The organism is Paenibacillus rhizovicinus, from assembly GCF_010365285.1.
Taxonomy (GTDB): Bacteria; Bacillota; Bacilli; order Paenibacillales; family Paenibacillaceae; genus Paenibacillus_Z; species Paenibacillus_Z rhizovicinus.
This window is the reverse complement of sequence record NZ_CP048288.1, coordinates 26,582-48,175: the sequence shown is the minus strand read 5'-3', so window position 1 is coordinate 48,175 and position 21,594 is coordinate 26,582. Positions and strand designations below refer to the sequence as shown.

Sequence of the window (21,594 nt, the reverse complement as noted above, 5' to 3'; positions counted from 1 at the left end):
ATATGGCCTCAAAAGGAATAGATGATCGGGACTCCCTCTATGGGAGTCTTCTCCCTCATCATTTGCGCATTGGCGATACGCAGTTTTACGTGCCTCCCACGGCCATCACCGTCACCAAGCGTATGAAAAATGAAACAGTTAATATGCTCCGGAGCCGGGGCAGTTTTATTAAGGGCAGCGGCTATTTCGATCTCGTGGTCGATTTGTCGCTGTTTTTCCCGGATATGGAGTCAATCAACAATGAGTTGCGGCCGCTACTGGCCCAGGTCAAAAAGTGCCCATTTCTTCCGGTCCAAAGTATGCACCTGAATGACGTCTACGATATTCAGGCAGTGAGCGTTGCCGGAATCACAGTTTCCACAGTGCCAGGATTTCCGCAGGCGATTACGGCAAATCTGCAGCTCTATTCATTTAATCCATTCGTCTACATTTTCAACGAGAATGACCGCACCTTTGACGATCTTTTCAACTGGCCGTTATTCCGCTGGTACTATCGTCGAAGCCTGGAGCCGAGCGAAGGACGTTATACGTATTTCGAACCCATGCGCCAGGAGATGACGGATCAGTTCAAGTTTAAGACAGCCTTTGAGGGCGACCTTGATGCGATCCGCCGCTGGCGGGTGGACCGGGATAAAATGATAAAGGCATGGCAGGACGACATGGCCGATAAGAAATACGTGGACATCGAGGATTTCGATGGAGAGACACTTCCGTTCGATGAGCTCGACGAGGATCTGTTTAACCAAAACTTCGACGAGCATTACAAAAAAGCCATCTTCGAGTATGACATTACGATGGAAGACTGGATGTTTGATGATCTGCATCTGACAGATCTCAGCATAAGCTTCCAGAACGTCATCACGTCGCTGCAGATCCAGGCGCATGAAACACCGACACATCAATACTTGGGATCCCAAGATACGGTGATCGTGGCCCGCTTCCGCACGGATGACTCGGAAACACTGGCGCAGTTCGATGGCATGGTTCGCCGAGCAAACTATCTGGTGCGGGAATACCACAAGGAAATCTCTAACGGTTTCATCCAGTTTGATCATCCGCTGGCCAACCTCTTTGGTGTCAAATTCGTGGTCGTCCAAGACGTACAATCCACGACAGTCGAGGGGCAGCCAGGCGTATTTGATATCCAGCTCACGCTGATCGCTTTTAACCGGGCGCAGAAGAAGCTGGCTGAAACAAGGCTGATGAACGGGGACGATGCGGTATGGGAGATCGATGGATGGCGAAACTCAAACGCCAAACTGCTGATCCCTTTCTTCGGATGGGCATCCTGGCTGAAGGATCGACCGGTATTCAGAGATCTTGCTGTCAAAGGGTACATGGATCTCGACGTGAAGCAAAAAGTCTTGTATGAGGCCAAGATCAAGAAGAACTTCACAGCGGTGGAAATCTATCCGGATTTGGAGTTACCAACCTACACGGAAGTGGCTGAAGCGGGCTTTCAGATCATTAACAACAACGATGGGTTTTACGTCGAGCCGGATTTCTTCCTGATCTATGATGACTTTGTGACGGTGGGTCAGGAGGCGGTGGATCACCTAAACAGCGCCTTCAAATCGGAAGCCAGGGACACAATAGGCGGCACGGCAGTGGTTGACAAAGCCAGTTTCAAGCCGGATGAGAAATCGAAAGATTATACGGCCAAGCTGCAGACCGAGCGAGCGGCGAGCAAAAAGCCAAGCGTTGCTCAGGAGGCACCGGAAGAAACGAATGAAACCAATCTGACGGCAACGGAGTTCGAGTCCTTGATCCGGCAGAAGACCTTTCAGAAAATGAAGGATCTTACTGCTGCCGTTGCTCAGCAGCAGACCCCATTGAATCCGAACCCGCAGACGAATGTCATTAAGCAATCATGGGCCGTGGCCTTTGCAAAATCCTTTGACGAAAAGCTTCGTCACTTCTATGCGACAGGATACGGCGCCAATACGTCGCTCGGCAACGTTTATGTGGAGAAATCGAACGTGCCAATTATGCAGACTGCAGAGATGAAGTTCTTTGCCGATACCAGCTTTATCCGGGAAGCGGCGCATATTGGCATTATGCGGGTTAGTCCTATCATGGGGGAGCCGAATTCGCTTGGCATGAACTACGAGTACAACATCGAGACGGGTGTCGCACACCTACAGTATTATTTCAACAAGGTGAAGACCTCGAACATGATCAGCTCGTATGTTTACGATGCATTCGGCTTAAACGCCGATAAGGCGACGGATACGGAGAGATGCTATTTTGCCGCTGCTGTCTGCCTGTACCTTGGCTTTGAGACAGAGTATGGCCGGCTGTACAAATCCAACAAGAAGCTCTCCTATGCACTAGTCGTCCAAATCAAGAAGATGCTGACGATCATCGGCCAAACGAAAGAATGGGATGAGGCAACCATTCAAAAGAAAGTCAGTGAGCTGCCGGTGCCGGATTACAAAACAGCCAGCCTGCAGAATGCGACCGTCTATGCCAAATCGGACTCGGTTCATGAAGAATCCGATTTTGAGGATGAGGAAACGACGCTGCGTGAGATGTTCCATGATCTGGAGAAATACGACCGACGTGGCCGTCTTGTGCGGGCGTTTCCGTCTTTCTTCCTAATGTTCGTCGATGAAGGGCAATACATGGGCACGATCAAAATGTCAGACCGTTACTTTGGGTATCAGGCTGTTACGGACATCATGTATACGAACAGCCGGAAGGTGGCCTCAAGCACCTTATCCCTCGAAATGAGCAACGTGTACGGCAGCCTATCTGATGGCGTCAAGGCGATGGATCTAACACATCATGGCGCATGGGATCTGGTTCAATCGCTGCTCGCACCGGGCTTCGCCGCTAAAGAGGCAGAGCGCAGCCGCAATCGAGATGCCAGCTTCTACAAGTCAATTATGCTCCGCACTGGCGCCAGGGTCCACTTCCGTATGGGGTATGGATCGAATCCGATGAGCATGCCGACGCTGATGAATGGCACCATTACAGAATTGCAGAACAACGGCGAAAGCGTGTCCGTGGTCGTGCAAGACGATGGCATCGAACTGACCAACAAAATCAAAGCCAATCCGGATGACACAACGAGCGGTTTTATCTTCAGCAAGAAAGAGCCTACGGAGATTGTCGATGCATTGCTGCGGGATGACCAGGGCTTCTTCGGAAACCTAAAGCAGGCTTTCAGCAACGCCGATTACGCCAAGCACTCGCTCGGAATCATCCACTTCGGAGCTCCGGGGCGGCCGGCAGATAATCTGTTCGGCGAGTTAACCAGCCGGATCATGAACGAGATCAACATGAATGTCTACGAGGTGACAGGCAAACTCAATTCGGAGGTCGGGTTCTGGAGCCGGATGGGAGACTTCTTTGGGGTAGGGGATGCTGACGAGCCTGGCATCAACATTAACTTGTATGACAAGACGGTGTGGGACGTCCTGAACATCACGGCAGCAATCGGGCAAGATCATGTTGTGGCTGTGCATCCGTTCGATTTCAGAAGCACAATATTCAGCGGTAAGCCAACCATGCCGATTGCCTTTGGGTATCATGTGGACGAGGATGACAACATCTCGCTGTACCGAAAGACATTCCGTCAGTTCCACGTCTTTGATAGCTGGACCAACATCATGGATAACAGCATCACGGCCACCGAGCAGAACATGTACAACGTAGCGATCGGCACGTATTACAACGAGGGAAAGCTGGACACGACGGAGCCGATCTACGTGGATACAAACATCTGGCCGGAGAAGCTGCGCACGGTGAACCTGGACACGACTCTGAACGCCCAGGGCATCCGGCTGGTCCAAAACATTCCGCTCATCGGTGGATGGCTGAACAAGCCGTTTAAATGGTATTACGATGAGGGCGTTGCGATTAAGATCGCAGCGAGCGGACTCAAAGATCATGTCAAAGAGATGTACGACGGATACCTGACTCTCGTAGGAGAACCGGCCGTCAAGCCGTTCGACCAAATGCTAATCAATGACACTTGGAACAGCATCACAGGCCCGGCAGAGGTGCGGGAAGTCACGCAGATGATGAACATGGAGTTCGGTTTTATAACGATGGTCAAGCCGGATGCGGTAGTCGTCAATTCCGACCAGACTCAAATGAACTTCATGCACAGCTGCTACTCGATCGGCACGGCACTCACCATGACACTGGTGCTCCGTGGGATTCTGGCGAACCCGAATTACAAGGGTGCATTCCCGATCATGAATGCGGCATGGGGCTTGATCAAACGGCAATACAAGAAAATGACGCAGACATTCAAAATCGACAAGGGCATTGATAAGCTGAAAGAAATGCTCAATGTAAATCCGAAGCCGGCTGCCGGCACGAACATATGGGAATATGACGAGGTTACGGGCAAGTGGCGGGAATATAATCCCATCTCGGAAGAAACGAGAAAGAAATGGAAAGCCAGTGGGCTATTGGACGATATCATCAAGACATTGGACAATCTCGAGCTCTCAAAGATGGAAGATCTCTTTGACAAGGCTGACGACATTTTGAGTGATAACCGTATTCTGGGTTATGATAAAATCAATATAACTAAAATAGCGAAGATGCGTCGCATTACGTCAAAGCTAGCTTTCACTGGTGCAAAGATCGCCGGAAAAAGCTTGCGGGCAGGTCGCTGGGCGGTCCGAGGAGCTGTGTCTGCGACGGGAGTCGGCATCATTCCGGTGCTGATTGAAACACTGGTCACAGAGGTGGCCTTGGCGGGCGTGGCGGAGTATTTGGAACGATTCCTCTTTACGAGGCAAGCTTGCATGATTGCGACGCTGCAGAAGGACGGATATGAGTTCTCGGCCGGCATCAATGGTCACAAAGGCTCGGTTATCACGGACTCGCCCGACTTGATCCAGCGTATATTCACTGGCAAGTGGCAATCGGTATTCTTCTCGTTCCTGGGGGCAGACGTCTCCAAGTACGCTGCCAATCAGCAGGCGACCGATGCGTTTGACATTCCGAAGGTGCAGACTGCAGGAGAAACGAGTACGGATAATCTGCCGTATGACCCCAATGTAGTTGTGGCCAACTTCATTCAAGCTCACCGTCGTGTAGTGCCTTACGATGAGAAGTTCAAAGCAAGATATGAGCAAGAGGTTATCGAAGCGCAGGAAGCCTACCTGAAACGAGTAGATTCACTCGACGAGGAAAATAATCGAGACTCAATCTACACGGTCGATCCGGTAGCTGTTCCGGGTCAATCAGGAACCGGATATGCCAACATGGATCTGAACACGCCGAGCGGAATCTCGGCAGAGGCGATTAACAAGGCATTTTCCGGAACGCCGCTGGCCGGTCTAGGACAAGCGTTTGTAGCTGTAGAGACTTCTATCCCGCCTGTGCGAAACCCGAAGACGGGTCAGACGGTACAGATTGCCGGGGTCATCAACGGCTTATATCTGGCAGCTCACGCCGCCTGGGAGACGGGCTGGGGGGACTCTAGGATCTTCCGGGACAAAAACAACATGTTTGGATACGGCGCCTACGATTCAAGCCCCTATGAGTCTGCCTGGACGTTCGATAGCAAGCAGCATTGCATCAACTTCGCAGCGCAGCAGATCAAGAGGGATTATCTTCTGCCGGACGGAAAGTATTTTGGCGGGGCAACCCTGGTCGGCATGAACAAGAAGTATGCCACAGACAAAAACTGGGCGAATGGTATAGCCGGAATCATGCGGAAGATTGCCATGTTGGACCCGAACTACAAGCCGCCGATCAGCGCTTCGAGCGCAGATGGCGTCACGGTACTCGGAACTCAAGGCAGCACGAAATACCGAGTGCAGCCGGCGGAAGCCAAAAGCGTCTTAATTGATCTGAAGACGCAGCCGTTGACCAATATTAGGCTCACATTGGTTTCTGAGTCTTCGCTTATCCGGCAGGCTTCCTACAATGCGCTTGAACGCATGGGGTCGCTGTATAAGAGTCGCACCGGAGAAACAATGGCCATCACGAGTGCTTACCGCCCTGGGGATCCAAACTGGCACGGAACGGGGTACGGGTGCGATGTCGATACTCCAAATGCACCTTACATCTCCGGAGCATACCGGTTCCCGAAAGGGAGCAAGGAAAAAAGAAATTTGGAAATCTTGATTGATTGTGCAGTCGAGACCGGGTTTGGCGGAATCATACATGGGGATGTAGACGTCATTGCAACGTGCAAAACCAAGTATCCTGGTACCGTGATTACGCAGCGGAACGATCACTTCAATCATCTGCACTTATCATATATCAGGGGATGATGCATTATGGCATTAGATCAAACCCCGCTTCGTCAGAAACTCGCAAAGGCAGGAACGGAGGGTGCGCTGGATACACGCACCTCCGGCCTGATCGGCTATGTGGTGAATTACCACCGGCAGGCTGATACCTGCAGCTGCAAGAGACATCAAGGGGCCTCCATAGAAAAGAGTACGCAACATACGGTGGATATTCATGTGAATCAGGGAAATCGTGTTAAGGAATTTCATGATGTCCCTTGTTTTGTTTATTCGACAGGCATCATTGACAAAGGCTTAAAAGAAAACGACAGGGTATGGGTGCAGTTTATTAATGGTGATGCCAGCACTCCGATCGTCACGGCCTACTACAGAGAACCGTCGGTAGAATCAAGGTTCTTCCGGAATCTCTTCTACGCCGTCGGCGATACCTTCGGATTGGGGTGATAGTTCATGGCTGACTCCTGGATGGATACGCTCAACAGCATAATGTTTCCACAAGAAACGAATTTGAACACACTGGCCGAGGAATCGACAATGGCCAGCAGCGAGGATGTCGGCTTCGTTAACCCCCTGTCAGGCGCCGGACTGCTTGCCCGATCCAGTGGTGTGCTCGAAGGATTCTCAGATTATGGGTTGGGTTTCCGGATGGATCCGGAAAGCAAGACGTTCTCCATTTACGCTGCCCGAGTGAATCTGTTCTGCTCCCAGTTCAAAGTGTTTTCTGGCGATCACGAGTTTACGATCATCGATACGGAGCAAGAGGAGATCTTGGGGCTGATTGGAGGGAAGGCGGATGAAGAGGTATAACGAGGTGGACATGGCCTTTTACGCTGATGGCGTGGAGGGTGACGTGATCCTTGGCAAGCCAGATGCAGATGGGCTGGTGGACTTCGCACTTACCGGCCCCTACGACTGCGCAAGGCAAGACATCATCAATCGTGTCCGAACGCAGCGGGGTGACTGGCGGCACCACAATCAGATCGGTGGAGATCTGGAGCTTCTCGAAGGAGAACCGAACACGAGAGAAACGGCAGCGAAAGGCGTTACACAGATTTACGATACTTTAATGGCGGATGGCCGCTTCTTGCAGGCTGACTTGTATATCCGGCCGGTTCCCATCAGTATCGAACAAATTGATTTTTATATGCTGCTGGATGCCGGCGAAGAAAAGCCGCTGGCCATCAAGCAAAGCTTAGATCTGTAAAGGCAGGTGAGCGGAATGGCTCTATTAAAACGAACGGCGGATCAGGTCCTGCGGGATGCTATGGAGAAGATCAAGAACAATACGCCGATCACTAACTTCAAGCCCGGAGCGATCGCTAGGGCACTGGTCGAGGCCATGAAAGACGAGTTCCCGAGCCTGTATGACTATGCAGAAGAAGTGCTGAATATGGGGTTTCTCAGTAAGGCTGTAGACCAATATCTGGATATGATCGGCCAGCTCTTCAGCTACCCTCGCCGGATCCAAACGATCTACGACGAGAAGACAGGGCTGATCACGCAGCAGCTAATCGACGACAAGACATACCGATACGAAATCTCGCAGCGGGTCCTGACGGCAGCCAACGCCAATTACCAGGCGCTGCGACTTGCAGCCTTGGCTGTGCCTGGCGTTGACGATGTAGTCGGCATGGAGTTCACACATGGTACAGGGAGCTTCAGCTTTATGATTGTGCCATCCTTCGGGTTTACGCCAGCAGACGTAAAAGCAAATGTATTCAAAGTGTTCCAGGACATTAAAGCATATGGAGTCAAGCGGAACGTCATGCTCCCAAGAGAGATTCCAATGGAGCTACAGGTGCAGCTCGTGTTCCACGAATCCACCACCGCATCCGATCGGGACCGTATCCGATTTGATTGCAAGTCAGCTCTCTACACCTACTTCGCCAATTTTAACATGGGCCAAGGGTTCATCTATAACGACCTGGTTCAACAGATTATGGATGCCGACAAAAACATCTTGGATTTTACCATCACAAGATTCTACTTGAATAACCAGCCGGTACTGCTTACCAATCAGGCGATTCTCAATGATGAGATGATTGTCGCCAAAGTGATCGACATTCTGTAACCCGCTGCTGGAAAATATTTTGCACGTATATCAAGGAGGTCGAACTGATATGTCCACCACTAAAATCCTCAAACAAGATTTAGGACTTGAGCTGCAGCAGCTGCTTTCGGATCTCGAAAGCGCAAAAGGAACGAGCCAGTCTTTGTCGATAAGACTCGGCGGCGTTGATACAAAAATTGAAGCTACGAAGACGGGGCTTGAGCAACTAATCGACGAGCTTCGGAAAAGGATCGGCGCTCTCGGTGAGGTTGGGAACTTCAATGAGAAGTTCACCTACGACGACAACGGAAACGTAATTAAACATGAGGTCACAGGCGACATCATATACACGATCGATTATGTATACGCCGACGCCGTGAATGGGACGCTGGACTATTCAAATAAGAAATACACGGAAAATGGACAAAGCATCACCATCAAAAAAGTCTATACCTACAATGTCACGACCGGCAATATCGAAAACGTGGCAACCACCACTACGATCGTATAAGGACGGTGAACAGAGATGGATGTTATTTCTCTCGGGCTGGCATCGTCAGCCCTTAGACGAAGCACCGATCTGGATCAGAATGTCATTGCTCCGTCCGCAGAAGGTCGATTCCCAACTGTTGACTCACGGTTGGACTGGCTAGAAGGTCAGGCGAGCAAGATCAAAGCAGCTGGCAGTAATCAATTAGATTTATCTCAAGGCACATTTACTGATACGGAGCTGAGTGGAGGTAAAATCCAATTAAGAGCTGTAGGATTAATTGCTGGAAGCCCTGAAAATGCTATTTCGCCTTTATCGGGCAGTGATTCAGCAGTGACCACAAACGATCAGCTCTCATCCTACGAAGCGTGGAGGGCTTTAGATGGATCCCAAGCCTCAAGCGGGACGGGCATTGGCACTTGGAAAACGAGCATTCCATCTAACGTATGGCTACAGTATGAATTTTCAACACCAACAAAGATAGTTCAATACAATCTTGGGTGTGAAGCTGGTGGATCTAACTTAGGTTGGATGCCCAAGTCATGGCAATTTCAAGCATGGGATGGCTCTGGTTGGACGGTCCTCGATTCTAGGTCCAATGTATCCGATTGGCTGGCGTCAGAAATCAGAGCATTTACTTGCAGTAAAATTGGCATGTATCAGCGATACCGGTTGTATATCACAGACTCCAACAGTACAGCTGGCGTGAGATTGTCCTTCTTGCAAATGTTAAAAGAAACAGCTCTCACATTATACGCCACATCCGGAACCTGGGAATCTCCTGTTATCGATCTGAGCCAGGGCTGGATTGACACAACTCTGATTGAAATCATAAACCAGGAATCTCCGCCTTCAACTCGTGTTTCACTCGAGGCTGCTTCATCGTCCGATGGAGTCACTTTTACTGGTTTCTCTCAACTGGATCCCGCTTCCCCGCCGGACACAAGGTATATTAAAATCAAGGTTTCTATGTCGGCGTCGTCGAGTGCTGTCTCAAACGTAAATCTGGATTTTAATCAATTAGACAGTATGAATCAATATGCGCTCGATCAATTTGTTACGGCGGACGGAAAACTCCAATTACGCACATCGTACTTTAATACGATGACCGAGGGTACATCAATTAATTCCGGTAAATTGTTCTCGTGCCCAATAGATAGGAGCCTGTTCAAAAAAATCACTCAAATCGAGGTGAGATAACATGGGAAAACCAGCAACAACCGGAATACAAAGAACCAAAATCAGCGATATGGAGATCGGGGACTACATTGCTGTTCAAATTAATGGAAGCAGTATGGGTCTGGCAAACTACCTGACCAATTTTGGAAATGCAACAGGAACAGAGCTTCCTTTGGCTGGTGGCTCTGACAATGCTTCCGCAACAGGCCTGGTTTATTTTGTGAAGTGTAAAAAAGGACTATTGATTTGCGATAGGGTTGTCAGAAACAAGATTTCATGGGATGTCCTTAATGGTAGCAAGCTTATCCAAGGGCTTCCTTGGGACGATGGCGTAGAAGAGCCAGGTCTTATCCGATCGCTAACAGGTGGTATAACCTATGCAGCCCTTAAATCTGATATTCCGACTATGACAAGCAATACTTCTCCCAGCGGAGTAGCCCTTGCAAGTAGTGAATGGAGTGCGGACTATGGTGCGTGGCGGGCACTGGACGGAGCAAGGTATAGTTCCAATTCTCGCTATTGGAGTGCTGCATCCGGGCTAACAACTGGGTGGATTTGCTATAAGTTTACATCCGCTAAGTATATAAGAGCTTACTCAATTACCACACTGGAGGCTCAGGAAGGGATCACAAGAGCGCCAAAAGATTGGACATTTGAAGCATCAGACGATGGACTGGAATGGACAGTATTAGACACTCAAAAAGGAGTTAGCTGGGCATATGGCGAAGCGAAATTTTTCAGCTTAGCAAATAACACGCCATATCAATACTACCGTCTAAATATCACAAGCAACAATGGAGGAACAGAGCTTAACATTGATAACTGGTCCATACAGGAGAATCCATTATTAAGAACTTTTTCGACCACGGATCAAGGTCTTGGGGCATGGCCTAACAATAATGAGTGGGATCAATGTATAGTCAGTTTTCCAAAAGATAAAATCCAGACAGGTAAAACATTGGATGACGTTTTCCACTATTCCCTTTCCGCCACTCTTACGCAGGATACGCCGGCATTATCATCAACGAATAGAGTGCAGCGAGGTCTATCAGGAGGTGTCCCAAAAGTATTTTGGGGGATGGGTGCATCCAATGGAACGTGGTCGAATGTCGGATTTCGGCCAGTCTTTGAATATCACGAATAAGAGGTGAGCAAGTATGGCCACAGTAGGACAAGCATTAACGGCGCCTGAGTCAGGCTGGACAAGGTATGAACAAAGTGATTCTCGATTTAAATATCAAGGCGGATCGTGGTCGGATAACCCTGGCTCAAACTATTCGGGCGGCACGGCCAGATATACGTTTTCGCCAGATTTGCATTCTGTCACTTTTAAGTTCAATGGCACTGCTCTTCGAATCATATCGTATCGGGACTCTGATCGGCAGTCCAATGTTTCGGTAGTCATTGACGGGCAGTCAGATAGCTATTCAGCAAACGGCGTAGCGGCAGGCCAGGTTCTATTATTCGAAAAAAAGGGACTATCAAACGGCACGCATGACGTTACGATTTCGGCTACGAATTCCGGATTCTTTTCGATCTTTGAGTTTGACGCCATCGATTTAATTGGAAGCCTTACTTTAATAGGTCAACAACTGACTTCCCCAGAGACGGGATGGCAGCGTGTTGATAGTGCTGCACAAATCTCTTATGTCGGAGCCGGCTGGAATACCTATACAAATGCCTCTTACTATAAGGGAGCCTGTGTAGCAAGCAATACCATCGGCGATAAGATTAAGTTCAGCTTCTACGGGTCTATGCTTCGAATCATAGATCTCATGGATGTAGACCGAGGAACAGCCTCCGTTTCTATAGACGGCGGAGCTGCGGAGACTTACTCCACGCTTGCAGCAAGCTCTTTGTTTCAGCGGCTTGTTTATGAGAAGAAAGGACTTACGATCGGCATACACACCGTTGAAATTACACTGGAAACATCTGGATACATTGGCCTGGATGCTATAGATATTGACTCAACAGGATGGATGCTTGCCCAAGTTGGACAGCAGCTAACCGCTCCCGAGCCAACCTGGCTGCGTGTAAGCAACACGGACTCGCATATTGCATACCTCGGATCGGGATGGGCGAGCTACAGTCATACCAACTATGAAGGCGGATCAACCTCTGCGAGTAGTAACTCTGATGCAAAAGTCGTATTTCGATTTTACGGTACGAAGTTCCGCATTATTGAGCTGAAAGAAACCAATAGAACGACGATTAATATCAAGATAGATGGGTCGGATGCGGGAACTTACAATCCCCAAGGAAGTCCATACCAGTACCAAACACTCGTCTATGAAATTGTGGGGTTGGCTCTGGGCGTTCATACTGTTGAGCTGTCTCTAGCAGGAACGGGCTACATTGGCGTTGATGCAATCGATATCGATGCAACCGGCTATATGGTCGCCCAAGTGGGGCAGAGGCTAACTGCTCCGGAGCCTGGATGGCGGAGATATGATGATATTCATCCTTCAATCAAATACGCAGGCGGAGGTTGGGCGACAGTTACAAATGACCCCAATACTTATGCAGGGACAGGCCACTACATGACACTTTCCGGAGCCACTACCAATTCCATTAGTTTTAAATTTTATGGAAAGAATTTGCGAATCATCGACTTATATTATACGAACAGGGTAAGTAATGTAAAAGTTAGCGTCGATGGAGTGCGATACTCATATAACCCCAACAACGCCTTAAATAGTTATCAACTCATCGTATTCGAGGCACTGAATCTGCCTTTGTCAACGCATGAGGTAGTCATAACTACCGATAGCACTAGTAATATTTTTTCCATTGATGCTATTGATATCGATGCTACCGGGTACCTTATTCATCCAGATGAAGTCACTAATCCCAAAGAGCTCACTGTTGGCAAAAGGATTCGCTGTTACTACGAGGCTCCTGTTGCTGGATCGCCTGGTGCTTTTAGGTCGCTGGGGAATAACACACTTGATCTGCTTCCGGCCAGTCCGGCATCAACGCCTAGCGGTGCCTTCTATCTGATCTGCGTTGGTGCAGAGAGAGGGGATGAACGCATTAAATTAATTGCAGACCGAAATATCCAGAGCTCAATCTCATGGGATGCACTTAATCGAGCGGGCTATGCAACAGGAGTTGATTTACCTTCGCTATCAATTGCTGACCAATTTGTCGTGTCTGCACGGCTACTCTCAGGCGGGATAGGTTCAGCTGATAAAGACAATGAGTGGGATAAATATATCGGTGGCTCGACGCTCGGAGGCACTATAACAGCTGGAGATAACAATACCTGGAACTGGACTGGAAAATGGTCATTAACAAGTACGACTGCCCCGGCCGGCAGTAACAGTAATTCATCTGGGGCAGGGTCAAGGGTAGTGAGAGGTAATAGTTCTGCTTCCGGATTCAGTGGTGTTTTATCCAGCGAAGCAGGACCAACGAATAACTGCTACCGTCCTGTTTTTATAATTGAATTGCTGTTCAGTGCAAAATATCTGTTTCAAGATGGAACAGATATTAAAAAGTGCGTCTTGACAACAGGAGTGCTGCCAACCATTACATCTGTGTCGGCGACTACTTCATACCAAGGGCCGCCTTCTAATCTCGTAGATGGTGCAACCAACACGATCTGGTGGTCGAACGGAAGTGGTCCGCAATCCGTAATCTTTGAACTATCATCGGCGATCGCAATCTCAAGCGTTGATCTGACTTCTGGTGATAGGGGGGCCGATGCGCCGGCGAGCTTTAATATTTATGGTAGCAATAATGGGTCTGACTATTTGCTCGTCGCCAGCATTGCCAGCACTGGGTTTAATGGGGCTGCGACAACCAAGCTGCCATTTACCTTCGGAAACGACACAGCTTTTAAATACTATAAGTTCGAGTTTTATGGTGTGGGGGGCAACTGGGTTCAATTGTCGGAAGTGCGCATCTTGCCAACAACGCCACCAACCGCAAGTGGTTGGATCAAAGTAGGCGAGGCCCCGGTGACAAGAGAAATGTTCGACTCCGATGGGATGGATGATTTGTCTCTCATTAACAATACCATGCTTCAGCAGCTAGTCTCGTTGACACCAGAGCTTCTTGTGTGGACAAGTGACACTCAAGCCCAATCAAAGCAAGCTGCCTTGACTGCTGTTCCAAAGGGGCGCCTCGTATTTCCAACAGGGGACATTATCCTTCCAGCACAAGGGATTGACAGTTTGACTCTAACAGCAAAAGCCGAAGGTGCTGGCAACGTAAGGATCATTGCCAGTGTCAATCAGGGAGCGACATGGAAGTCTATTTCCTCCCAATGGATCACAGTTGAGCCGTCGAATTTGGCCGACGTCAAGGCAAATGGCCTGTCGCCAGCAGTGTTCAATAGTATTGCAATTGATCAATGGAAAGAGCTTCTGGGCGGCTCAAACAAGATTCGATTCGCCTTCTACCTGGAGATCGAAGAGATCACAGACAACGCATTTGCTGATCTAATCACCATCACGCCGAAACCGGTGTCGGATAAAACCCCGACAATCCAATCGATCAAGATCATATACGATGAGCTAACGATTGAAGGTAGATTGCAGGACCTCGAAAGGATCAACGCAATCAATCTGGCTAAGCTCAACTTCAAGAGTAATGCGCTTCTTATGAGCGAGAAATACACTTTGCATGATATGGTAATTGATACGTGTCAAGCAGAAGAGATGAAAAGCATCTCTTCATCGGGAGCAGGGGAAACGACTTCAACAGAAAGTGCATTCGTCAACCCCGTCGTACTCGGCAGCGGCAAAATGTTGGAGCTAAATCTTGCGGCGATCCAAAAAATCAAGAAGGTGCAGGTGAGGTAGTATGCGTTATCTGATTGTGGAAGCTGATTCTCTTGCGTCAGGAGAAGCCGCTACGATCACGGAGATCCAGGTTATTGATAACCTGGGTCAAGTGGTCTCTTATACGCCGAAAGAGCTATTCGGTGCTGGCGATAATATGTATTGGACCGATGCGAGTGTTTGGGGCCCAAACCATTTAAACGATGGAAACCTTACCTACACGAATAACACTTCAGGATCTACCAGTTCTACAATTATGCTCTATAAAGCTGCCGCCAACGGATGGGCACGATTTGCCCTTGATTTGAAAAAGGACGTCGCCGTAAAAGAAATTAATGTGTGGGCCGGTTCACCAGAGGGGCGAATCCCAGTAGCTATTCGAATCTATGGTGCCTCTGCTTACACGGTGGCAAGCAATTTGAATGCAAGAAGTAATTCAGGGCTAACGTTGCTTGGAACACTGCCATTCACTTCTTCTAACAGAACCGTTCAGAAATATACGATCTCTGTAGAGCCAAACCCTTTTCTACTGCTACAGTCAGGCGCATCTTTATACAGTCTTGTTGGCGATGTCTGGACAGTGGTTGGGCAAGCGCCGGCCACTGAGAATTTGTTTAAGACGTATGGGCTGCCCTCCTTGGATGCAGTAACAGTTGACCAATGGGCCAATATTCCAGCAAACTCAAAAGCGCTGCTGTACACAACCACGGGCAATAGCTTTTCAGCCACGATCACAACGCATAATCTCTATGATTCCAGTTCCAAGATGTATCATGGAACTGGTATACTGGAGACAGAGGCCGAGGAACTGCCGGCCGGCCGAACAGTCTTGATGGTCAATGCGGAGCATGAGCTATGTACATTCAAATATTCTCTTAATGATGGTGTATCCTGGACGCCTCTTAATATTGGAGTTATGATAGACATTACAGGAAGTCAAGGCAATGACTTAAAAATTCAGATCACACTGCCGAGCGACACGGCAAAATTGAAGGCAATCTCTTATGCGTGGGCGTAGCCCCACGCATTTCAAAGGAGTGAGGATATGGAAATCATCTCATTGTCCAAAGCTACGAAGGCCAAGAAAAAGATTGCCGAAGTTAACAATCGTCTTGGAAGCGGGGTCGAGGATATTCATGCCGATGTCAAAACTAGATTGGCAGAACTGGAAAAGAAAGATCCAGGTGTAGCTCTGCTGAATCGTGTATCCGCCATGGAAGCTGCAACTGCGGCCAATATCAATAAGCATAATCTTCGGGTGAACGCACTTATTAACAAAAACAAATACCATATGACTGACTTGGCATTGGATGACTTCGGCGATGAAACCGGGATCGATGCAACAAAGTCATTCGGATACGTTTACGACGCAACAGGGAAAAAAGTCAAGATCGATCCTTCGAAAAGTGTTGCGGAAGTTGTAACGACAGCTGAAGTATTATTAGAGAGCCCCACAGCAGTCGTTATTTCTCAGCAGTCGAGCAACACATCCAGTGATATGAAGGCAAATGATATGAGTGCCGGCAGCTTAATGAATACCGTGAGATCGGGCGGAAAGATTCAGCTGGCCGCAAAGAAAACCTTCACATTGATTGATAATTTCTCGAAGGATATCCTCGGCCTTTACACACCTGTTCCAGATCCGGCGAATACGACCAAGCCATACTGGATCATTAATACGACTCTAGGTGTCCTTTCAGGAACGGGCGGAGAAAATAATGATTTTCTAGTCCGTGATTTCCAAAGTGAAGATGCTGACATCGAGATCGTAACCGATGAGCAGGCTAACGGAGGCATCCTCGCCAGACTCAAAGATCTTAATAACACCTACATGTTGGCTATCTCAGATCGAACAGGCTCATTTGGTTTACAGATTTATAAGAGGGTATCTGGTACCTGGACCTCTCTGGCCAATACAACTGAGCCTGCTTTCACAAGAGGAGTCAAAACGACAATACGTTTCACGGTCACTGGGAATGTGCTGAAGGCGTATCTGAACGGAGTTGAGAAACTCAGTGTGACTGACGCCTCAATCACAGGATCAGGTCGAAGCGGACTTCGCATTCTTGGGGCCAGTCTCGTATCTAAGTATAATGAAGTGCGTTACAATCACATTCAAGTTAACGAGTACCCGGCCATCGGAACTTACGAATCGCCAATTATGGATCTGGGAGTCAATGCGAAGGGGCCGTTGACGTTGAGTGATCTTGTAACGCATGGATCAATTATAGATAGCGTTCCAATGCTAACCAGTGCCACATCGAATGGTACTGCAACCTGCAGCTCACAGTGGGATGCAACAGCGTGGGCAGGGTGGATGGCATTTGACAACCAAATCCGATATGGATGGTGCTCCGCAAGCGGAGTGGCACTTCCACATTGGCTTGGATACGAGTTCTTGACAGCAACAGCCATCACGGGGTACCGGATGGCGCCGGCAATTGATATAGCCGCTCGCCTAGCACAAATGCCAAAGAATTTCATGTTCCAAGCTTACGATGAAGGCACATTGACGTGGCTTACATTGGACACACAATCTGGAGTCATATGGAGCGACTATTCATCAAAGACGTTCCGATTTAAAAATAAGAAGACCTTCAAGAAGTACAGAGTCTACGTTACGGCAAACAATAATGGAACGGATCCAGCTGTTATCATTGGAAACCTCGAGATGCTTGGCACAGATACGATCCTAAAGTATTACACTGCCACTTCAATAGATGGCAGTGCGTTCACGTCCTATGCTCCTTTGAATGCAGATGGATCCGTCGCATCCCCATATGGCCGGTATGTAAAAGTAAAGGCAGAGTTGTCCGGTCCTTCGGAAGTCGCAAATAAGGTCATCTATGACTTTGTCGAAAGCGAAGGGACTCAATTTCAGACCAACAAGTATATTCAATTCGACGGGTCCATGAAGCCAAAGAATATATACCTGGGCGCCATGGTTATCGATACCGCATTTAAGAGCGCATCGCAGGCAGGAAACCTGCTTCGAAAAGTAATCGATGTCGGCGAGTTCAAGACAATCGAAAAGATAGAGGTGACTTGATTTGGCCACATACACTGGGAAGAAAACCGTCTTCGATTACTTACAGGGGAGTATCCCTGATGGCGATCATGTGTTCAGCACCACTGCAAACGGCGAAACGGTAGACATTAACGTCGAGATGATAAACTTCACAGGAGATGTTGAATACACAGCATCTCCTGTGCTGGGGAATACGACGACCGATCAACGGATGCTAATTGTAAAGTATCATAAAAACTTAACGGTAGGTACAGGCGTCACCATTACTCCTCAAGTCAGAAAGCGTGGCATGCTTATTTTTGTAAGGGGCGTTCTGACCAACAATGGTACGATTACGATGACAGCTCGTGGGGCTGCTGCAGCTGGCCAGAACGTCTATATGTTCAATGATGTTTCTGGTAGCCTTTGTTACATTCCGGCAGATGGAGCTGCGGCTAAGGCGCAGCCATACCAAACATCTGAGACTGGCGGACACACATCAGCTGCAGCGGGCAACAACGGCACAGGGCGGCAGCTAGGCGGAGGAGGACCAGGCGCTGCTCGTGGGGCAGCTGGTGGAACCGGAGCAGCCGCAACATCTTTTTCAGGCGGTTCTGGCGGCGGCGGATCCAACAACGGCACTGCCGGGTCAGCCGCCGCCAATGGTGGAGCTGGCGGCGCAGGATATTCTAGCTCGAGTTACTCACACAGTGCTGGAGGTGGAGCGGGAAATCCTGGTGGCGCTGCAGCTGCTGGAAACCGAGGGGATGCGGGGCCAGGTGGTGCCGGGACTGGCGGGCTTCTGATCATTTATGGATTTGACGTAATTAATAATGGGACCATTTCGGCGAACGGATCTGCAGGAGGGAACGGATACCGAGCCGGTGGTGGAGGGAGCGGCGGTGGCCATGTTGAACTAGCGACATCGAAAGCAACTCCAACAAAGGCAGGAACAATTACAGTTGCTGGGGGAACCCGTGGAGTCGGGACCCGTGGAGATGAATCCGGTGATGGGGGGAGTGGAGGCAGCGGAACGTACTCGATCACTCAGGTCAAAGTGAGCGTGAATAAGTACCTCTTTCAGGACGGATTAGATATAAAGAAGTATGCAGCTAGTAGTTATCCGAATGATGTATTGCCGGCAATGACCGCCAATAACAATCCAAGCCCCTATCTGATTAAGGCATCATCCATCTACGTGGCCACAAATGATGCCTGGAAGGCATTCAATAACACAAATGCCGATGCCGATGACTGCTGGCACTCCTCTAATACAGACACCGGAGCACAGTGGCTCCAGATTGATTTAGGCGCAGGCGTGCAAAAAAGGATAGGGAGTTATGCGATAACAACAAGGAACCATCCTTCGTTCCCTCAGTCGCCAAAAAACTGGATTTTACAGGGCAGCAATGACGAATCGGCGTGGGATAATCTTCATACCGTTTCGGGGGCCGTATCGACAAGCAATCTTCGAAGTGTTTATGAATTCTCTTCTAATCCCAACCTGTATCGGTACTTCAGGATCCTTATTTCGGCAAACTATTCATCCACTGGCCATGTCGCCATTGGAGAAATGGAACTGATAGAGGCAAAAGGTTCCTGGACTACGATCGGCACCTCGCCGGCAACCAAGGCCATGTTCGATACCGATGGGATGGCCGATCTTTCTGCCATCAACAGCGAAACGCTCCGGCTGCTGAGTTCTACCTTACCAGAGCTACTTGTTTGGACGGACGAAGAAGGCGAGCCGACTCGCAGCATGTCAACCACCGCTGTTCCGAAGCCAGTTCTTGTGCTTGCCCTAAATGATATTGATCTTGATCAGATGAAGGGCATGAATGTGACCACGGTGCAATCGGGGGCCGGCATCGCAAAGTTCATCTTGAGCGCAGACGGCGGAGCAACTTGGATCGGCCTTGGCGGCACATCGGTAAACATCTCAGATATGAGTGATGTGAAAAGCAAAGCCCTGGCTGCCTCGGAAATAACTGCCTTCACCCAAGCAAACTGGGAAGCGTTTATAAGCCGGAAGATTCGTGTCGGTGTTTACCTCGAACAGTCGGCATTAACCGACGTGGCATCGGCTGACGGCGTTACAGCAGCCTACAACCGTTACCTTTTGAACCCTATGCTTGAAGGGCTCGCAATTGGGTATGACCTTGTAGAGGTGCGAGAGCCGGAACTTTTCATATCAAGAGATGACGGGTCTACTTGGCTGAAGGCCACGACTGACGTGCTAAGCAAACTGGACAGCTTGCCTACAGGGAAGAGTCTAAGGGTCAAAGCTGTCTTAAAAAACGGGCAGGAACTTCAAGGCATTTCGTATTCCTGGATCTAGGAGGAGTCTATATGGGACTGGACGTAATCAGCTACGGGGCTGCCAATAAGGCGGCAAAGGAGCAAAAGAAAACAAGAGAAGACATCCTGAGCACAGGCGTTGAGGGCTCATACCCCAACGTCAAAGCCAGGATCGACCATTTCGATCAGTCTCTTGATCATGTCGTTGCCAAAGCAAATAAGCTAATCATTAATGACACGATTAATATTATTAAGGCTAATGCCAAGCTCAACGCAGTTGCCAAGACATTGCGGTACAAGCATCAAAATATGTTGTTTGAAGATTTCCTTGACGGCAGTGGTATTGATATTGCAAAAAGCAGTGGATACACACTTAATACAACTGAGGGAAAAGTAACTGGCGGAACAATCATAACCACGACTGAAATCGCCGATAGCGCCCCAGAAAAAGCAGTGCTTGTTGTTGAAGAGTATGTTGTGCCTGAAACTGCTACCTACTTTGACGGAAATGATTATATAAAGAATTCCAGCGTTAGGGGGCTACCGTCTGGGCCATATGCCGCCTTCACACTGGAGGCATGGGTAAAACCAAATAGCAACAGCGCATCGGGCACGATTGTGCGATTTGGGCACGATAGCTCGGGCCAGTCTGGGGCGCTTTCACTTGTATCGGGAAAATTGGCGCTGCGGGCGGACAGTAGTAATTACGATATTGGCAATGCCACCAATATTCCTGGTGGAGTGTGGACACACCTTGCCATTAGCATCGATGAGCAGGAACGGATGAAATTTTATATCAATGGCGTGCTAGATGCACAAAAAAAGCAGACTGCAGTCATGTCTGTTTTTTCAACAGGCTATACAGAGATTGGAAGCTTCAATTCTAGCGATTATTTTTCCGGTGCAATTAGTGATGTAAGGATCTGGAATGGCGTTCGCACGGATGCCGAAATTGCCGATAATATGAGCAAAAGATTGACCGGAAACGAAACAAAGCTTGAGCGCTATTATAAGCTTGACGATCCGGTTGGCTCTGGTTCGTATAAAGATTCTGCGCACTATGATGAATATGTTACTGCAATATCTACGCCAGGTTGGCCGAATACTAGGGTGCCAGCGCCGTTTTCGGGTCAGACAGGCATGTATCTTGGCAAATATAGTATTTCTCGTGATGATGGTACAACCTGGGAGAGAATTGTTCCAGAGACGTTGTTTTATTTTACGGATCGGGTCTCGCCTAAAGACAAGAAGCTGAGAATTAAAGTGGTATTGGAGCCAGGTGTTACATTGAATAATTATGGAATCACCTGGTCCTAAATAAGAGGAGGGTATCATCATGGCACAAGTTGGAGTAGTAACGCAGACAGGCGGCGGCATGGTTTACCAATGCTCGCTTGCAGAAAAATGCAAAACAGAACATGGGCTGGAGACTATCCCTGGAAAGAAGCAATGCCTACTATCTGTGGACCATGGAGACCGGTGCCAAGCCTGGGACAATCAAAAATTCACATGGCTGATTCATACAGATCCGAATCGGATCCAACAACTATAAGGAGGAA

At 48.8% G+C, this 21,594-nt stretch carries 14 protein-coding genes; all 14 read left to right on the top strand.

The window, feature by feature from the left end; all coding sequences use genetic code 11:
• Window positions 1-2: 2 nt before the first annotated feature.
• From GZH47_RS32670 to GZH47_RS32605, 14 genes are read left to right on the top strand one after another with little or no spacing between them, the layout of a single operon-like run.
• A complete protein-coding gene (locus GZH47_RS32670; RefSeq protein ID WP_162645787.1) occupies window positions 3-6,245 on the top strand; it encodes a glucosaminidase domain-containing protein in 6,243 nt (2,080 codons plus the stop codon).
• Window positions 6,246-6,251: 6 nt separating this feature from the next.
• Window positions 6,252-6,668, top strand: a complete 417-nt coding sequence (locus GZH47_RS32665; protein WP_162645786.1) for a hypothetical protein — start codon at window positions 6,252-6,254, stop codon at window positions 6,666-6,668.
• Between the two features lie 6 nt (window positions 6,669-6,674).
• Complete coding sequence (locus tag GZH47_RS32660) at window positions 6,675-7,031, top strand: hypothetical protein (RefSeq protein ID WP_162645785.1); 357 nt, start codon at window positions 6,675-6,677, stop codon at window positions 7,029-7,031.
• Window positions 7,018-7,428 (top strand): hypothetical protein, encoded by a 411-nt coding sequence (locus GZH47_RS32655; protein ID WP_162645784.1) that lies wholly within the window; start codon window positions 7,018-7,020, stop codon window positions 7,426-7,428. Before GZH47_RS32660 ends, GZH47_RS32655 begins: the two co-directional genes overlap by 14 nt.
• 15 nt (window positions 7,429-7,443) lie before the next feature.
• Window positions 7,444-8,295 carry a hypothetical protein gene (locus GZH47_RS32650; RefSeq protein ID WP_162645783.1) on the top strand — a complete coding sequence of 284 codons (852 nt, stop codon included), beginning with the start codon at window positions 7,444-7,446 and terminating at the stop codon, window positions 8,293-8,295.
• A 49-nt stretch (window positions 8,296-8,344) separates the two neighbouring features.
• Window positions 8,345-8,785 carry a hypothetical protein gene (locus GZH47_RS32645; protein WP_162645782.1) on the top strand — a complete coding sequence of 147 codons (441 nt, stop codon included), beginning with the start codon at window positions 8,345-8,347 and terminating at the stop codon, window positions 8,783-8,785.
• Between the two features lie 15 nt (window positions 8,786-8,800).
• On the top strand, window positions 8,801-9,964 hold the full coding sequence (locus GZH47_RS32640; protein ID WP_162645781.1) for a hypothetical protein: 1,164 nt from the start codon (window positions 8,801-8,803) through the stop codon (window positions 9,962-9,964).
• A gap of 1 nt (window position 9,965) precedes the next feature.
• Entirely contained in the window at window positions 9,966-11,087 is a 1,122-nt protein-coding gene (locus tag GZH47_RS32635; RefSeq protein ID WP_162645780.1) for a discoidin domain-containing protein, read from the top strand.
• Window positions 11,088-11,100: 13 nt separating this feature from the next.
• Complete coding sequence (locus GZH47_RS32630; protein ID WP_162645779.1) at window positions 11,101-14,751, top strand: discoidin domain-containing protein; 3,651 nt, start codon at window positions 11,101-11,103, stop codon at window positions 14,749-14,751.
• Between the two features lies 1 nt (window position 14,752).
• Window positions 14,753-15,748: a hypothetical protein gene (locus GZH47_RS32625; RefSeq protein ID WP_162645778.1), complete on the top strand. Its 996-nt coding sequence runs from the start codon at window positions 14,753-14,755 to the stop codon at window positions 15,746-15,748.
• A gap of 27 nt (window positions 15,749-15,775) precedes the next feature.
• Entirely contained in the window at window positions 15,776-17,779 is a 2,004-nt protein-coding gene (locus GZH47_RS32620; protein WP_162645777.1) for a discoidin domain-containing protein, read from the top strand.
• A gap of 1 nt (window position 17,780) precedes the next feature.
• The gene (locus tag GZH47_RS32615; RefSeq protein WP_162645776.1) at window positions 17,781-20,075 is read left to right on the top strand and encodes a discoidin domain-containing protein; all 2,295 of its coding nucleotides are present in this window, start codon (window positions 17,781-17,783) and stop codon (window positions 20,073-20,075) included.
• Window positions 20,076-20,086: 11 nt separating this feature from the next.
• Window positions 20,087-21,352: a LamG domain-containing protein gene (locus GZH47_RS32610; RefSeq protein ID WP_162645775.1), complete on the top strand. Its 1,266-nt coding sequence runs from the start codon at window positions 20,087-20,089 to the stop codon at window positions 21,350-21,352.
• A 19-nt stretch (window positions 21,353-21,371) separates the two neighbouring features.
• The gene (locus GZH47_RS32605; RefSeq protein WP_162645774.1) at window positions 21,372-21,587 is read left to right on the top strand and encodes a hypothetical protein; all 216 of its coding nucleotides are present in this window, start codon (window positions 21,372-21,374) and stop codon (window positions 21,585-21,587) included.
• Window positions 21,588-21,594 lie beyond the last annotated feature (7 nt).

Excerpts from the sequence above, each read along its gene's own strand:
- GZH47_RS32670 (WP_162645787.1), top strand. The coding sequence starts at position 3 with ATGGCCTCAAAAGGAATAGATGATCGGGACTCCCTCTATGGGAGTCTT.
- GZH47_RS32665 (WP_162645786.1), top strand. The coding sequence starts at position 6,252 with ATGGCATTAGATCAAACCCCGCTTCGTCAGAAACTCGCAAAGGCAGGA.
- GZH47_RS32660 (WP_162645785.1), top strand. The coding sequence starts at position 6,675 with ATGGCTGACTCCTGGATGGATACGCTCAACAGCATAATGTTTCCACAA.
- GZH47_RS32655 (WP_162645784.1), top strand. The coding sequence starts at position 7,018 with ATGAAGAGGTATAACGAGGTGGACATGGCCTTTTACGCTGATGGCGTG.
- GZH47_RS32650 (WP_162645783.1), top strand. The coding sequence starts at position 7,444 with ATGGCTCTATTAAAACGAACGGCGGATCAGGTCCTGCGGGATGCTATG.
- GZH47_RS32645 (WP_162645782.1), top strand. The coding sequence starts at position 8,345 with ATGTCCACCACTAAAATCCTCAAACAAGATTTAGGACTTGAGCTGCAG.
- GZH47_RS32640 (WP_162645781.1), top strand. The coding sequence starts at position 8,801 with ATGGATGTTATTTCTCTCGGGCTGGCATCGTCAGCCCTTAGACGAAGC.
- GZH47_RS32635 (WP_162645780.1), top strand. The coding sequence starts at position 9,966 with ATGGGAAAACCAGCAACAACCGGAATACAAAGAACCAAAATCAGCGAT.
- GZH47_RS32630 (WP_162645779.1), top strand. The coding sequence starts at position 11,101 with ATGGCCACAGTAGGACAAGCATTAACGGCGCCTGAGTCAGGCTGGACA.
- GZH47_RS32625 (WP_162645778.1), top strand. The coding sequence starts at position 14,753 with ATGCGTTATCTGATTGTGGAAGCTGATTCTCTTGCGTCAGGAGAAGCC.
- GZH47_RS32620 (WP_162645777.1), top strand. The coding sequence starts at position 15,776 with ATGGAAATCATCTCATTGTCCAAAGCTACGAAGGCCAAGAAAAAGATT.
- GZH47_RS32610 (WP_162645775.1), top strand. The coding sequence starts at position 20,087 with ATGGGACTGGACGTAATCAGCTACGGGGCTGCCAATAAGGCGGCAAAG.
- GZH47_RS32605 (WP_162645774.1), top strand. The coding sequence starts at position 21,372 with ATGGCACAAGTTGGAGTAGTAACGCAGACAGGCGGCGGCATGGTTTAC.